The organism is Bacillus sp. S4, from assembly GCF_040838205.1.
Classification (GTDB): Bacteria; Bacillota; Bacilli; order Bacillales; family Bacillaceae_G; genus Bacillus_A; species Bacillus_A cereus_U.
Genome location: NZ_JBFPJI010000081.1, coordinates 1 through 13,199 on the forward strand (window position 1 = coordinate 1; position 13,199 = coordinate 13,199).

The following is a 13,199-nucleotide window of genomic DNA, read 5'->3' on the forward strand; positions in this document are numbered from 1 at the left end:
ATATAATATATCGGTTATTTTCTAGGAGGAGCCTGTCACAATAGGTTTCTCCTGTTCTTTTTTAGAGACCTGTCTTACAGGTTTTTCTTTAAAAATTAAATAACTGAAAATTAGGATTAATAATCTTTGAAAGAGGTGAGGCATACACATAACAAAAAAGGGATTGTTTAAGAAAGGGGGATAAGAAATGGTCTTGTTTGGTTATCCACTTGAAATAATTTATTTATATGGATTTATTATTGCTACTATACTCACTGTTATTTATATTTTCTTTGGAGATATATTTGAATCAATATTTAGTTTTGGGGGCGGATCTGTATCCGTTGTTACTTTACTACTTAGTTTCTTCGCCATGTTATGTGGACTTAGTTATATAGGAGAATATTTATTTTCCTTTAATAGTACTATTATTTTTGCTGGTTCATTTGCTATATCTTTCATCGGTGTTTTCATAATGAAAATATTAATTTTAAAACCAATTGCAGAAGCAGAACAAAACACGGTGCAACGTATGGATGAATTCATTGGTTGCAAGGGAGAAGTCATTACGACAATTCCTACAGAAGGATTTGGTGAAGTATTAATCTCCTCTAAATTTGGAAGTAATGCAATCCCAGCTAAAACAATTGGAAAGAAAGATATTTCACAAGGAACGGAAGTTATTATCGAGGGAGTTCAAGATGGTGTTTTGCTTGTACAAAACATCGCTTATTCTTTAAAAAAACCAAAATTATAAGGGGGAATTTACATGACGATTCCATTAATTATCGGTGGAGTTTTACTCGCAATTTTACTTCTACTCATTTTAGTATTCATTACGAAGTATCGTACAGTTGGTCCAGATGAAGCATTAATTGTAACAGGGAACTGGCTTGGTAGTGGAAAGAATGTTGTTACCACTGATGATGGAAAGAAGATTAAGATTATCCGCGGTGGTGGTACTTTCGTTGTGCCAATTATGCAACGAGCAGAACTTCTTAGCTTATTAAACTACAAATTAGAAGTTGGAACACGTGATACGTATACGAAACAAGGTGTACCGATTACAGTAAACGGTGTTTCTATTATTAAAGTAGGATCGACAATTGAAGAAGTTTCTACAGCAGCTGAACAATATTTAGGAAAAGAAACGGAAGAGTTAAAAGTAGAAGCAAAAGAAGTTTTAGAAGGGCATCTACGTGCTATTTTATCTTCTATGACAGTAGAAGATGCTTATAGTAATAGAGAGCAATTCGCACAAAAGGTGCATGAAGTAGCTTCGACTGATTTGAAGAAGATGGGACTTCGCATCGTTTCCTTTACAATTAAAGAAATAATGGATAAAAACGGTTACTTAGATGCACTTGGTCAGCCGCAAATTGCAATGGTTAAGCGTGATGCAACAGTTGCAAATGCAGAGCGTGAAAAAGAGGCGAGAATTGAAAAAGCTCGTGCTGAGAAAGAAGCAAAAGAAGCAGAATATCAACGTGATGCACAAATCGCTGAAGCTGAAAAACATAAAGAATTAAAAGTACAATCTTATAAGAGAGATCAAGAACAAGCTCGCGCAGATGCAGATCTTTCCTATGAATTACAACAAGCGAAAGCACAACAAGGTGTTACAGAAGAGCAAATGCGAGTTAAAATCATTGAGCGTGAAAAGCAAATTGAGTTAGAAGAAAAAGAGATTGCGCGTCGTGAAAAGCAATACGATGCAGAAGTAAAGAAAAAGGCAGATGCAGATCGCTATGCTGTTGAACAATCAGCTGAAGCGGAAAAAGTAAAACAAATGAAAAAAGCAGATGCGGATCAATATAAAATTGAAGCAGAAGCAAGAGCACGTGCAGAAGAAGTTCGTGTAGAAGGTTTAGCAAAAGCAGAAATTGAAAAAGCACAAGGTCAGGCAAAGGCAGAAGTACAAAAGGCACAAGGTACAGCGGAAGCAGATGTTATTAGGTTAAAAGGTTTAGCAGAAGCAGAAGCGAAACAAAAAATTGCAGAAGCATTTGAATTATATGGGCAAGCCGCGATTATGGATATGGTTCTTAAAATGCTTCCAAGCTATGCGAAAGAAATTGCAAGCCCACTTAGCAATATTGATAAAATTACAGTTGTCGATACAGGCGGCGGTGGAAAGAATAGCGGCGCCGGAAAAGTTGCAGGTTATGCGACTGATTTAATGGCAACGATGCAAGAAACGCTAAAAGCTTCTTCTGGTATTGATTTAAAAGAATTACTAGAAGGATTTGCTGGAAAAGGTGCAGTACAGCAACTATCAAACGATAAACCTGTCGTATCTGTAGTAGAAGATGAGAAAAAAGAAGTAGAGAAAGATAAGGAATAGTAAGGTGAAAAGCCCCTCTAGTAAATAGATACTAGAGGGGCTTTTGTGTGTTTATAGGACTCTCTGCTAACACTAAGGCAGAGTAGTGAATAATGATATAAAAGTAAAGAAATAAATGTGGTATGATTAAGTCGAAAAGTCTGTATATTCTTTTAATTATATCTTCAGTAATGTTAGGGGAATGATTTTGAAATTGAAGAAATTGAAACTACAACCGAGAATTACATTAACTATTAGTACACTTATTCTTGTTGTACTGCTGTTAACGAGTTATTTATTTTACTATATATTATCTGAAACAGTAGAAGAGCAAATTGGAAAAAGGGCGTTGCATGTTGCGAAAACAGTTGCTGCTATACCGGAAATCGGGGAAGCTTTTCAAAAAGAAAATCCAGCTTCTATTATTCAGCCAATTGCAGAAAAAATTCGAATCGAAACAGATGCTGACTTTATTGTAGTTGGAAATAAAGATGGTATTCGTTATGCACATCCTAAGCGAGAGAAAATAGGAGAAGCTATGGTGGGCGGAGATAATAAAGGGGTCCTATTAGAAGGGAAAGCTTACGTTTCGGAAGCAACAGGATCATTAGGACCTTCATTACGCGGAAAAGTCCCAATTCGTAATCAGGATAATGAAATTATTGGTGTAGTATCTGTTGGTTTTTCAATGGACGATATTCATGGAGCGATAGACGTGTATGGAAAGCGTGTGTTTTGGATTACAATAACAGGTCTGTTAATTGGGATAATTGGCTCTGTATATTTAGCAAAAAGTATTAAGCGGATGATGTTTGGAATGGAGCCAGAAGAAATTTCATCTTTATACGAGGAGCATAGTACAGTTATTCAATCTGTACGTGAAGGGATTGTAGTAATCGATAAAAATGGAATGGTTAGTTTAGTCAATCAAGCGGCATACGATATCCTTTCTTTAGATAAACAACAAAATATAATGGGAGAATTTATTTTAGATGTTATTCCTAATTCATCGATACTGGATGTACTTCAAACCGGAGAAGAACAATTTGATCGCCAATTAAATATAAAGGGACAGGATGTTATTGCCAATCGTCTACCTATTAAAGTTAATCATAAAGTAACTGGTGTAGTATCCAGCTTACGCCTGAAATCTGAAATGGATCAATTAACAGCAGAATTGTCTCAAACGCGGCAATATACAGAGGCATTGCGGGCACAAACGCATGAATATAATAATTTATTATATACGCTTTCAGGTCTTATCCAATTAGAGTCGTATGAAGATGCTTTAGAGCTTATTCATAAGGAAACAGCAGTATATCAAGAATTCGTTCAATTTATTATGAAACGAATTCAAAATCCGTGGTTAGGCGGGATTTTAATTGGATTTTATAATAGGGCGCGAGAGTTGAAGATTGATTTTATGTTAGATCGGGAAAGTAGTTTAGAAAAGTTAAGTCCGCATATTGAGAGTAATTACGTTGTTTCTATTTTAGGGAATTTGATCACGAATGCATTTGAAGCAATTGAAAGAAATCACGAGCATGATAAGAAAGTAAGAATGTTTGTAACAGACATTGGAGAAGAAATATTAATTGAAGTGGAAGATTCAGGACAAGGTGTTCATGATGAAATAATTACAAGCATATTTTATAAAGGCTTTTCGACGAAAGCGGGCGAAAAACGTGGATATGGGTTAGCAAAAGTGAAAGAGTTAGTGGAAGATTTAAATGGAAGTATTGCGATTGAAAAAGGGGATTTAGGTGGTGCTTTATTTATCATTGCATTACCGAAAGAGAGAGGCGAATTGTAATGAATGAGGGGATTGAAGTATTGATTGTAGAAGATGATATTCGGATTGCGGAAATTCATCGTCGTTTTACTGAAAAAATTGAGGGGTTTAAAGTAATTGGAACAGCAACGACTGGGGAACAGGCGAAGGAATGGTTAGAGTTTGTAAAGCCGCAACTCGTTTTATTAGATGTATATTTACCTGACATGCAAGGGACTGAACTCGTCACATATATTAGGCATAATTTGCATGATACAGATATTATTATGATTACAGCCGCATCAGAGACGGATGTAGTGCGGCATGCTTTACGAGGCGGAGTAACAGATTATATCGTAAAGCCACTTACATTTGATCGGTTTAAAACAAGTTTAGAAAGTTATCAAAAGAAGATTACGAAGTTAAAGAAAAATGCTCAATTATCTTCAGAACAGATTGAACATCTATGGTCCCAAAGAGGGGTGCAGGCAAATCAAATAGAATATGCACCAAAAGGAATCGATCCTTTAACGTTAGCAAAAATAAAAAAGCATATGTTAACTGTTAATGAGGAGGGAATTACTGCAGAGATGCTAAGTTCAATGGTAGGTGTAAGCCGATCAACTTCGAGGCGCTATTTAGAGTATTTGATCTCTGGAAAGAAAGTGCATGCAGAGCTTATATATGGAAGTGTGGGGAGGCCAGAAAGAAGGTATTTCCGCGTTTCTTCATAGGGGACTTTCACAACAATAAAAACAGTAGAGGATTACATTTCCTCTACTGTTTTTTCTAGTTTCATCTTATATTGGAATAATTCCAATTGCAATTCCAGTAATCAACATAACCATTGTCGTTCCAACAGCCCAAAGTAAAGTAAATCGTTGGTGTTCACCAAAATCAACCTTTGCCATACCGACTAATAAATAAGTGGAAGCAACGAGGGGACTCAGTAAGTGAACAGGTTGACCGAGTAACGAAGCACGTCCCATTTCTGCTGCACTAATTCCGTAAGCTGTAGCAGCTTTCGTTAAAATAGGTAATACACCGAAGTAAAAAGCATCATTAGACATGAAAAATGTGAACGGCATACTTAGTAAAGCTGTAATAATTGGAAGCTGGGGGCCAAGTGCATCTGGTATAAGAGTAACAACACTTTGAGCCATCGCATCTACCATTTTTGTTCCAGATAGAATACCTGTGAAAATTCCAGCAGCAAAGACGAGAGAAACAACCGCTAATACGTTTCCAGCGTGAGACGCAATACGCTCTTTTTGTTGTTCTAAGTTAGGGTAGTTAATCATAACAGCAATAGCAAAAGCGACTGTAAATAAAACAGGTAACGGCATAACTTCTAGTATGAGACAGACGAGGAGGGAAGCAGTTAATAAAAAGTTAATCCATAGCAGTTTCGGGCGTTTATGTATTTCAGCTTCAACTGTCGCAGCTTGCTCATCCATTGTTTGCATGTGTTTTAAGTATTGCACATCCATAATTCCTAAACGTTTTCTTTCTTTTTTTCCAAGATAGTAGGCAACGAAAACTACCCAAATTGCACCAGCAATCATTCCTGGTATAAGTGGTGTGAAGAGTTCTGATGCATCAAGTCCAAGAGCACTCATAACCCGAGCTGTTGGTCCACCCCAAGGTGTAAGATTTGTCACACCTGCTCCTAACATAACAACCCCAGCTAATATAAGTGGATTCATCCCAAGACGTTTATATAGTGGATACATTGCGGAAACTGTAATCATATATGTTGTTGTTCCGTCCCCATCTAATGAAACGATAATAGTAAGGATAGCCGTACCAACAACAATTTTTAAAGGATCACCTTTTACAAATTTCAAAATTTTACTAATGACAGGATCAAATAAACCGCTATCAATCATAATCCCAAAATATAAAATGGCGAACATAAGCATAATACCAGTAGGTGCTAACTTTTTAATACCGTCTAACATCATAGGCCCCATATTTGCATAAAATCCACCAATTAATGCGAAAATAATTGGAATTAATATTAATGCTACTAATGCTGACATACGTTTAGTCATAATCAAAAACATAAAGACAAATACCATTGCAAATCCAAGTAATGCTACCATGTAATCTCCCCCTCAAAAAAATGATTGCGCTTTCAATATAAAACGAAAATTCAGATAAAAGGTTTTTTATTTATAATAAAAGGTTCAATTCGAATGGTAAATAATTAAAGAAATAACATCATTAGAAACATAATCTTTATTTTGATCATTTTGTTCACGAGGTAATTTTGAATTTTTAAAAAGATAAATGCTTTCGTACAAGAATGGTAGAATAAGGTGAAAAAGAGAAGCGCGTGAAGTAGGGAGTAGATTTTGAATGGAAACAAGAATAGAAGAAATTTATAGTTCATGTACAGGAATAGTAGAAGAGATTTTTATTAATGAATCCTCTTACGTATATGAATGGGAAAAATTAATGATGATCCGAAAGCATGATGGTGAGCTTGAAAAAATTGGGGTTGGGATCAGTGGAAATATAAGATTAGTAAATGTAGAAGTTGGACAGGAAATTAGTGCGGATACATTATTAGTTAAGATAGAAGATGATTTGTTAATTACTGGTTGTGAATGATGAGAGATGTGTAGAAATAACTGCACATCTCTTTTTTGTTCCATATATTACAAAAAGAACAATGTTTTTTCACAAATCTCACACAACTTTTTGATATTCTCCTAGTTGAGTACAATGAATAAATTTTTAGGAGTAATGTATTGTCATTAATGGGGAGGAAATAGGGATGAGAGTAAAGTATGCTGTGCTTGTTATATGTTTATGCTTCGTATTTACAATAGTAGGATGTGGGAAAAAGGACATAGAAGCTATTGCGGTTGATGAAAAAAATGATAAGTGTGATATTTGTCAAATAGGGGTAATGGATAATCAATTCGCAACAGAAATTATTTTAGATAATGGAAAAGCCTTAAAGTTTGATGATATTGGCTGTATGTATAAATGGATGGATAACAATAAAAATGAGAAGACGAAAGAAAAGTTTGTACGAGACTATAATACGAAAGATTGGGTTCTATTACAGGACGCAACTTATGTATATGATAAAACAATAACAACACCTATGGCTTATAACGTGATCTCGTTTAAAGATAAAAAAGATGCGGAAAGTTTTGTATCTAAATATAAGGGGAAGGTCCTTTCCGACAAAGAATTATCAGAGCATAAGTGGGAAATGAATAAAGAGATGATGGGGAAACCGAAAAATGGGAATAGCGGAGGACATTCTCATTAATACGAAAAAGTAGCTAGAGTAAGGACAACCACCCCAAGGTTGTCTTTTTCTATTGTTAGTGAGATGCAAATAGAAAGATAAAAGGTGTAAAATGGTTAGAAGAACAGTTACAATATAAAATAGTGACATCTTTAGGGGAATTAAGGGTAACAAAGATGTACAAGTATCGCTGAAACATGCTAAACTAATTGCTCCATAATATTAATGATGGAGCTGGGTGGCATATCATTCCAAACATGAATTATATGTTGAGAAAACATGAGCATAAGTATACTATGACAATTGAAGAAGGAATATAAGGTACTTATGGATAAATCTATTGAAGAAGAGTTATTGCATGTGATGGAGGAATGGTTAAGAAAACATTATCTTTCATAGGAGCTGTAGTTGTGAGAAAACAAAAAATTTTATTATGTACATTATTAGGACTTTTAATGATGGTAGTGGCTTGTGATAAGCAAGAAGAACCTGAATCGAAACCGGTTCACGTGAAAAACGAAAAAAAGCAAGAAAAGCATAAAGAAAAGGAAAAAGATAAAGAAGAGACTGGTATAAATTTAATGGATAAGCAATTATTGCTTTCTGCGACCCTAGGTGATACAGAAACGACTATGAAATTAATAAAGGACGGGGCAAATATAAACGTAGAGGGCGATAATGGAGAAACACCTATCTTGGCAGCGGTGTATCAAAATCATATAGAGACAGTTAAAGCGTTAATTGATGCAGGAGCCGATATTGAAATCCAAGATGAAAAACAAAGCAATCCATTTCTTTATGCTAGCAGAGAGGGCTATACAGACATCGTAAAACTACTAATTAATGCAGGTGCTAATACGAAAGAAACTACTAGGTCGGGTGGAACAGCATTAATTTCTGCATCAGAGCGTGGTCATGTAGAGGTCGTAAAAGAATTATTAGAACATACGGATATTGATGTGAATTATAAAAATAATCGTGGTGGGACAGCATTATTAGAAACGATTGTGTTAGGAAATGGTAGTGACAGCCATAAAAGGGTAATTCAAATGCTTATTGAGCATGGAGCGGATGTAAATATGGCTAACAATGAAGGGAATACGCCATTGCAACATGCTGAAAAAAGAGGTTTTAAAGATATTGCGAATATGTTGAGGGTAGCTGGAGCGAATGAAGTTATGCAACAGCAACCTATAGGGTAACTGTAAGTAAATGAGTATTAGATAAAGCAACAAATAGAGCGAGTAGTATTTCAGCTCGTACGAGTCAAAAATAAAAGAAAGCCGTATCCATAAGAGGGATGCGGCTTTCTTTTATTAAGGCAAAGTTAAGAAATGGACTTTATAATAAATCTTCAAAAGTATATCCAATCCAAACTATTAGATGTAAATAATTAAAAAAGCCAATGTATAATGTGACTGCTTTCTGTCGCTATTATGAGAAGTGATGTAATAATAAGAGAAAAAGAGAATTGAAATATATTGTGGAAGGTGAGAAAGGCCGATGCGCTTACTTGTAGTAGAAGATAATGCTTCTTTATTGGAGTCCATAGTACAAATTTTATGTGATGAATTTGAAGTGGATACGGCAATGAATGGGGAAGATGGTTTATTTTTAGCATTACAAAATATATATGATGCGATATTACTTGATGTCATGATGCCAGAAATGGATGGGTTTGAAGTTATCCAAAAAATACGAGATGAAAAGATTGAAACGCCAGTTTTATTTTTAACAGCGAAAGATTCTTTGGAGGATCGAGTTAAAGGCTTAGATTTTGGCGGGGATGATTATCTCGTTAAGCCGTTTCAAGCACCGGAACTAAAAGCGAGAATTCGTGCTCTATTAAGACGAAGTGGTAGTTTAACAACAAAGCAGACAATTCGTTATAAAGGAATCGAATTGTTTGGAAAAGACAAAGGCGCGCAAGTCGATGGGCAAGCAATTAAGTTGACCTTAAAACAGTATGAACTTCTAGAGTACCTCATTCAAAATAGCGGTAAAATTTTAATGCGTGAACAAATTTTTGATCGTGTTTGGGGATTTGATTCAGATACAACAGTAGCTATCGTAGAAGTGTATGTTCATCACTTACGTAAAAAATTAGAGCCATTCGGTTATCAGAAAGATATTCAAACTGTTCGTGGTATTGGATATATATTAAAAGAACAATGAAAAAGGGAAGTATGTTTCAAAAAACACGTATTCGTCTGACTATAGTAAACTCATTAGTATTTATCCTATTAATAGGAGTATTAGGGAGTATTATTTATTCATACACATATAAGCGCATTTATAATGAAGTAGATACATCCATAGAAAAAATGGTTCAGCATAGAGAGATTTCAGATGATAAAAAACTACCCAAAAAAATAAGGGGATATTTTCCAATTGGGGATCCGAGGATAGTAGAGTTAACTTGGAGTGGAAACAGAGTGGAGATAGGTGGCGAAAACGGCAAACGCCGTTTTATCTTTGAAGACAATTTGGAAAAGTTTTCTCCAAAAAAATTAGGATCTTTGCAAGATATTGAAGTGCAAGGGCTATATTTTAGAACGTTCGCGTTTCAAAAAGATGGAAAAATAGTTCAAATCGTACGCGATATAACAGCTGAAGAAGAAATGCTAAATACTTTATTTTTAATTCTTGTTATAGGTTGTAGTGTAGGGAGTGTATGTGCAATAGGAATCGGCTTTTTCTTAGCTGGGAGGGCACTTGTACCCATTCAAAATTCATGGGAGAAACAGCAGCAGTTCGTTTCTGATGCATCACATGAATTAAGGACACCACTTGCGGTTATTCAATCAAAAACAGATATATTATTCCAGTCACCATCTGCGACGATAGAAGAAAAAGCGATGGATATTTCTACGATTTCAAAGGAGTGTAGACGGTTATCGAAGCTCGTAGCTAATTTATTATTGTTAGCACGTTCGGATTCTAATCAAATCGAGATGGATAAGAAAACATTTGAGATGGGTAAATTGTTAGAAGAAATAGTAGATCCATATAAAGAAATTGCTTCTTATCAAGAAAAAGCGATGATATTAAAAGTAGAACGTGACATATCGTTTATTGGCGATAGAGAGAGAATCCATCAATTGATGGTCATATTGCTAGATAATGCGATGAAGTATACGAATGAAGGTGGACATATTCAAATTAATTGTATGCAAACGAGTAGTTCAATTCGCATACAAGTGAAAGATAACGGGATAGGAGTTAAAGAAGGGGATATTCCAAAGTTATTTGATCGTTTTTATCAAGGAGATAAAGCGAGAAGTCCATCAGAAGGAGCGGGATTAGGTCTTTCAATCGCTAATTGGATTGTAGAAAAGCATTATGGGAAAATATCGGTAGAGAGCAAATGGGGAGAAGGAACTTGTTTTGAAGTGATTTTCCCAAAAAATCAAAGATTATAAGTGAGAAGACGACCTTGTTTTTACAAGGTCGTCTTTTTTAAGGGAAAGTTAAGGAATAACTTGTAGCATGTATTACATAATGGAAACTTGTGATAGAAAGAAAAGCTGTAAGGTTTTTTGAATGAACTGGATAAATCAAAAGGTTATTTCTAACAGAGAGGAAGTTTATGTATAGTATAAAAAAAATTATGGGAAAGCTGGAAAAAGAAAGCGTGCGAGGGAGGAAGAAGTCTTGAAAAAGAAAATGATGACGGTATTTACTATTGGAGTAATGAGTTTAAGTATATTAGGGGGTGCCTCTCCTTCTGGAATGACAAAAGGAAAGACAGATTACACGCAGCGTAGTAAAGAACAATTAAATGATGGAAAAATACATGCAATGCATACGGAAGAAAAAGCGGAAAAGTTAGGCATTGAAACGGATGGGAAAGAACAAATTACGTTAGAAAAAGAAATTCATGAGACGGAAGTAGGAAGAGAAGCTGATCAATTAGGTATCTCGGCAGAAGGAAAAGATGTTGGAATTCTTTCAGAAGAAATTTATGAAACAAAAGTGAGGCAAGAAGCGTTGAAACTAGGAATATCTATAGAGAATACGTCGATTGTAAGTTTAATTGATCAAATTAATAAGATTAAAATTAATAATGAAGCAGAAAAGCTTGGTGTTTCAACTGAAGGAAAAGAAATAGAAGAAATTGAGGAAGAAATCTACGGCACGAAAGTTAGAGAAGAAGCAGAAAAGCTAGGTATTGCTCAACAAGGAAAAGAGATGGAAGGGTTAGCACAAGAAGTGTACGAACAAAAAGTACAGGAAGAAGCAAAAAAATATCATATTGATTTATATGGCAAAGATATATATCAAGTATTAAGAGAAATAAATGAGCAAAAGGTAATAGAGATAGCAGAGGAGCTTAATATGGATAGAACGAATATGGGCATTCAAGAGCTAGCGGAAAAAATAAAACGAGAACAACCTGAAAAAGGAAACGAACTAAAATTTATACCAATGATTCAAACAGATGCAGATGCGTTTTATTCGTATTTAACGAATTAAAAAGGGCGTGAGAGTGATACGAAAATGGAAGTGGTATATATGTATTACCGTACTATGTATAGGAATATGGTGGGCATATACAAATGGGATTACAACGTATGTGGAGAAAGTAAAGGGGTTACTATTATCAAGTATACAAAGTCAAAAACGAATAGAGTTTAGTAATAACGATGAAACAGTCATGTTATCAAATGTGCCCTTAATTCAGCAGTTACCAGAGCTAGAGAGAGGCTGCGAAGTAACAAGTTTAGCGATGATGTTACAATATGCGGGTGTGTCTGTAGATAAGATGAAATTAGCAAATGAAATAAAAAAAGTTAACTTTATAGAAGATGGTGTACGCGGGAATCCGAATGAAGGATTTGTAGGGAACATTTATACGTTTTCTGAATCGGGATATGGTGTATATCATGGACCACTTTTTCAATTAGCAAAAAAATATTTACCTAATAACGCTGTGGATTTAACAGGAAACAGTATAGAAGAAATTTATAAGAGTGTAAATAATGGGCAACCGGTAGTCATGATTACGAATGCAACATATGCCCCATTAGATGAGGATGAATTTACTATATGGGAAACAAATAGTGGGGATGTTTCTATTACTTATAATGAACATTGTGTCGTACTTGTTGGATACGATAAGGAGTCTGTCTATATTCAAGATCCACTTAATGAACGCCCGAATGTCAGTGTATCGAGAGAGGATTTTGAAAAGGCGTGGGTACAAATGGGGAGCCAAGCGATTAGTTATGTGAAAAGCTCGAAATAAATTAGGGGGAAAAGGGGTATGGACTTAGGAATAACGGGTGAAGAAATTAAGTTAGTGAACTATACAGATGAGTGGAAAAAAGAGTTTTCTAAAGTGAAACATGAAATAAAAGAAAATGCGCATATAGAGGCGAATCGTATTGAGCACATTGGTAGTACGGCTATTGAAGGTATGGTATCCAAGCCAGTTATAGACATATTAGTAGCTGTAGATGATTTAAATGCAGTAGAAAAGCGTATTACAGATGATTTTAAATCTATAGGATTTTTACGATTAAAGGTGGAACGACCTGGTGAAATTATCTTTGCAAAGTTTACTGATTCTACTTTTCAAAAACGCACACATTATATCCATTTAGTAGAGTATGAAAAAGGGATTTGGAATAATTTAATCTTCTTCAGAGATTATTTGAATGCCAATGAGGAAGCGAAAGTAGAGTACAAAAATTTAAAATTAGATTATGCTAAGAAGCATTCAGTCGGGATAAAGAAGTACACGGATCATAAAGAAAGTTTTGTGAAAGGTATTTTTAAGAAGCGAAAGTGATATGAAACAAGAGAACTTCTATATGGGGTTCTCTTATTCTGTAAGTTAATCTTTTTAAAAATAA

The 13,199-nt window shown here is 35.0% G+C and carries 13 protein-coding genes; 12 read left to right on the forward strand and 1 reads right to left on the reverse strand.

Annotated features, from left to right (window positions below; all coding sequences use genetic code 11):
• Positions 1–187 precede the first annotated feature (187 nt).
• The 4 genes from AB3X48_RS10820 (at position 188) to AB3X48_RS10835 (ending at position 4,807) form a co-directional block, all read left to right on the forward strand.
• Complete coding sequence (locus tag AB3X48_RS10820) at positions 188–736, forward strand: NfeD family protein (protein ID WP_016103480.1); 549 nt, start codon at positions 188–190, stop codon at positions 734–736.
• 12 nt (positions 737–748) lie between these two features.
• Positions 749–2,323, forward strand: a complete 1,575-nt coding sequence (gene floT / locus AB3X48_RS10825) for a flotillin lipid rafts scaffold protein FloT (RefSeq protein WP_016103481.1) — start codon at positions 749–751, stop codon at positions 2,321–2,323.
• Positions 2,324–2,504: 181 nt separating this feature from the next.
• Entirely contained in the window at positions 2,505–4,115 is a 1,611-nt protein-coding gene (locus tag AB3X48_RS10830) for an ATP-binding protein (protein ID WP_033714565.1), read from the forward strand.
• On the forward strand, positions 4,115–4,807 hold the full coding sequence (locus AB3X48_RS10835) for a response regulator (RefSeq protein ID WP_002113922.1): 693 nt from the start codon (positions 4,115–4,117) through the stop codon (positions 4,805–4,807). The genes AB3X48_RS10830 and AB3X48_RS10835 overlap by 1 nt, the downstream gene beginning before the upstream one ends.
• A gap of 66 nt (positions 4,808–4,873) precedes the next feature.
• On the opposite strand, the gene AB3X48_RS10840 is transcribed toward AB3X48_RS10835, so the two are convergent.
• Entirely contained in the window at positions 4,874–6,178 is a 1,305-nt protein-coding gene (locus tag AB3X48_RS10840) for a CitMHS family transporter (RefSeq protein WP_088098686.1), read from the reverse strand.
• A gap of 256 nt (positions 6,179–6,434) precedes the next feature.
• Between AB3X48_RS10840 and AB3X48_RS10845 the strand changes: the two genes are divergently transcribed.
• The 8 genes from AB3X48_RS10845 to AB3X48_RS10880 all read left to right on the forward strand — a co-directional run bounded on the left by AB3X48_RS10845 (position 6,435) and on the right by AB3X48_RS10880 (position 13,135).
• On the forward strand, positions 6,435–6,689 hold the full coding sequence (locus AB3X48_RS10845) for a hypothetical protein (RefSeq protein ID WP_002159358.1): 255 nt from the start codon (positions 6,435–6,437) through the stop codon (positions 6,687–6,689).
• A 166-nt stretch (positions 6,690–6,855) separates the two neighbouring features.
• Positions 6,856–7,362 carry a nitrous oxide reductase accessory protein NosL gene (locus tag AB3X48_RS10850; RefSeq protein WP_016103484.1) on the forward strand — a complete coding sequence of 169 codons (507 nt, stop codon included), beginning with the start codon at positions 6,856–6,858 and terminating at the stop codon, positions 7,360–7,362.
• Between the two features lie 350 nt (positions 7,363–7,712).
• The gene (locus AB3X48_RS10855) at positions 7,713–8,543 is read left to right on the forward strand and encodes an ankyrin repeat domain-containing protein (RefSeq protein ID WP_106408170.1); all 831 of its coding nucleotides are present in this window, start codon (positions 7,713–7,715) and stop codon (positions 8,541–8,543) included.
• A 301-nt stretch (positions 8,544–8,844) separates the two neighbouring features.
• Positions 8,845–9,516 carry a response regulator transcription factor gene (locus tag AB3X48_RS10860; protein WP_016103486.1) on the forward strand — a complete coding sequence of 224 codons (672 nt, stop codon included), beginning with the start codon at positions 8,845–8,847 and terminating at the stop codon, positions 9,514–9,516.
• An 11-nt stretch (positions 9,517–9,527) separates the two neighbouring features.
• Positions 9,528–10,763 carry a sensor histidine kinase gene (locus tag AB3X48_RS10865; protein ID WP_016103487.1) on the forward strand — a complete coding sequence of 412 codons (1,236 nt, stop codon included), beginning with the start codon at positions 9,528–9,530 and terminating at the stop codon, positions 10,761–10,763.
• A gap of 232 nt (positions 10,764–10,995) precedes the next feature.
• On the forward strand, positions 10,996–11,817 hold the full coding sequence (locus AB3X48_RS10870) for a hypothetical protein (protein WP_016103488.1): 822 nt from the start codon (positions 10,996–10,998) through the stop codon (positions 11,815–11,817).
• 43 nt (positions 11,818–11,860) lie between these two features.
• Positions 11,861–12,589, forward strand: a complete 729-nt coding sequence (locus tag AB3X48_RS10875; RefSeq protein ID WP_033714583.1) for a C39 family peptidase — start codon at positions 11,861–11,863, stop codon at positions 12,587–12,589.
• An 18-nt stretch (positions 12,590–12,607) separates the two neighbouring features.
• Positions 12,608–13,135 (forward strand): GrpB family protein, encoded by a 528-nt coding sequence (locus AB3X48_RS10880; RefSeq protein ID WP_016103490.1) that lies wholly within the window; start codon positions 12,608–12,610, stop codon positions 13,133–13,135.
• The last annotated feature ends 64 nt before the right edge of the window (positions 13,136–13,199 follow it).

Coding starts and splice junctions, on each gene's coding strand:
- AB3X48_RS10820 (WP_016103480.1), top strand. CDS start 188: ATGGTCTTGTTTGGTTATCCACTTGAAATAATTTATTTATATGGATTT.
- floT (WP_016103481.1), top strand. CDS start 749: ATGACGATTCCATTAATTATCGGTGGAGTTTTACTCGCAATTTTACTT.
- AB3X48_RS10830 (WP_033714565.1), top strand. CDS start 2,505: ATGATTTTGAAATTGAAGAAATTGAAACTACAACCGAGAATTACATTA.
- AB3X48_RS10835 (WP_002113922.1), top strand. CDS start 4,115: ATGAATGAGGGGATTGAAGTATTGATTGTAGAAGATGATATTCGGATT.
- AB3X48_RS10840 (WP_088098686.1), bottom strand. CDS start 6,178: ATGGTAGCATTACTTGGATTTGCAATGGTATTTGTCTTTATGTTTTTG.
- AB3X48_RS10845 (WP_002159358.1), top strand. CDS start 6,435: ATGGAAACAAGAATAGAAGAAATTTATAGTTCATGTACAGGAATAGTA.
- AB3X48_RS10850 (WP_016103484.1), top strand. CDS start 6,856: ATGAGAGTAAAGTATGCTGTGCTTGTTATATGTTTATGCTTCGTATTT.
- AB3X48_RS10855 (WP_106408170.1), top strand. CDS start 7,713: ATGGTTAAGAAAACATTATCTTTCATAGGAGCTGTAGTTGTGAGAAAA.
- AB3X48_RS10860 (WP_016103486.1), top strand. CDS start 8,845: ATGCGCTTACTTGTAGTAGAAGATAATGCTTCTTTATTGGAGTCCATA.
- AB3X48_RS10865 (WP_016103487.1), top strand. CDS start 9,528: ATGTTTCAAAAAACACGTATTCGTCTGACTATAGTAAACTCATTAGTA.
- AB3X48_RS10880 (WP_016103490.1), top strand. CDS start 12,608: ATGGACTTAGGAATAACGGGTGAAGAAATTAAGTTAGTGAACTATACA.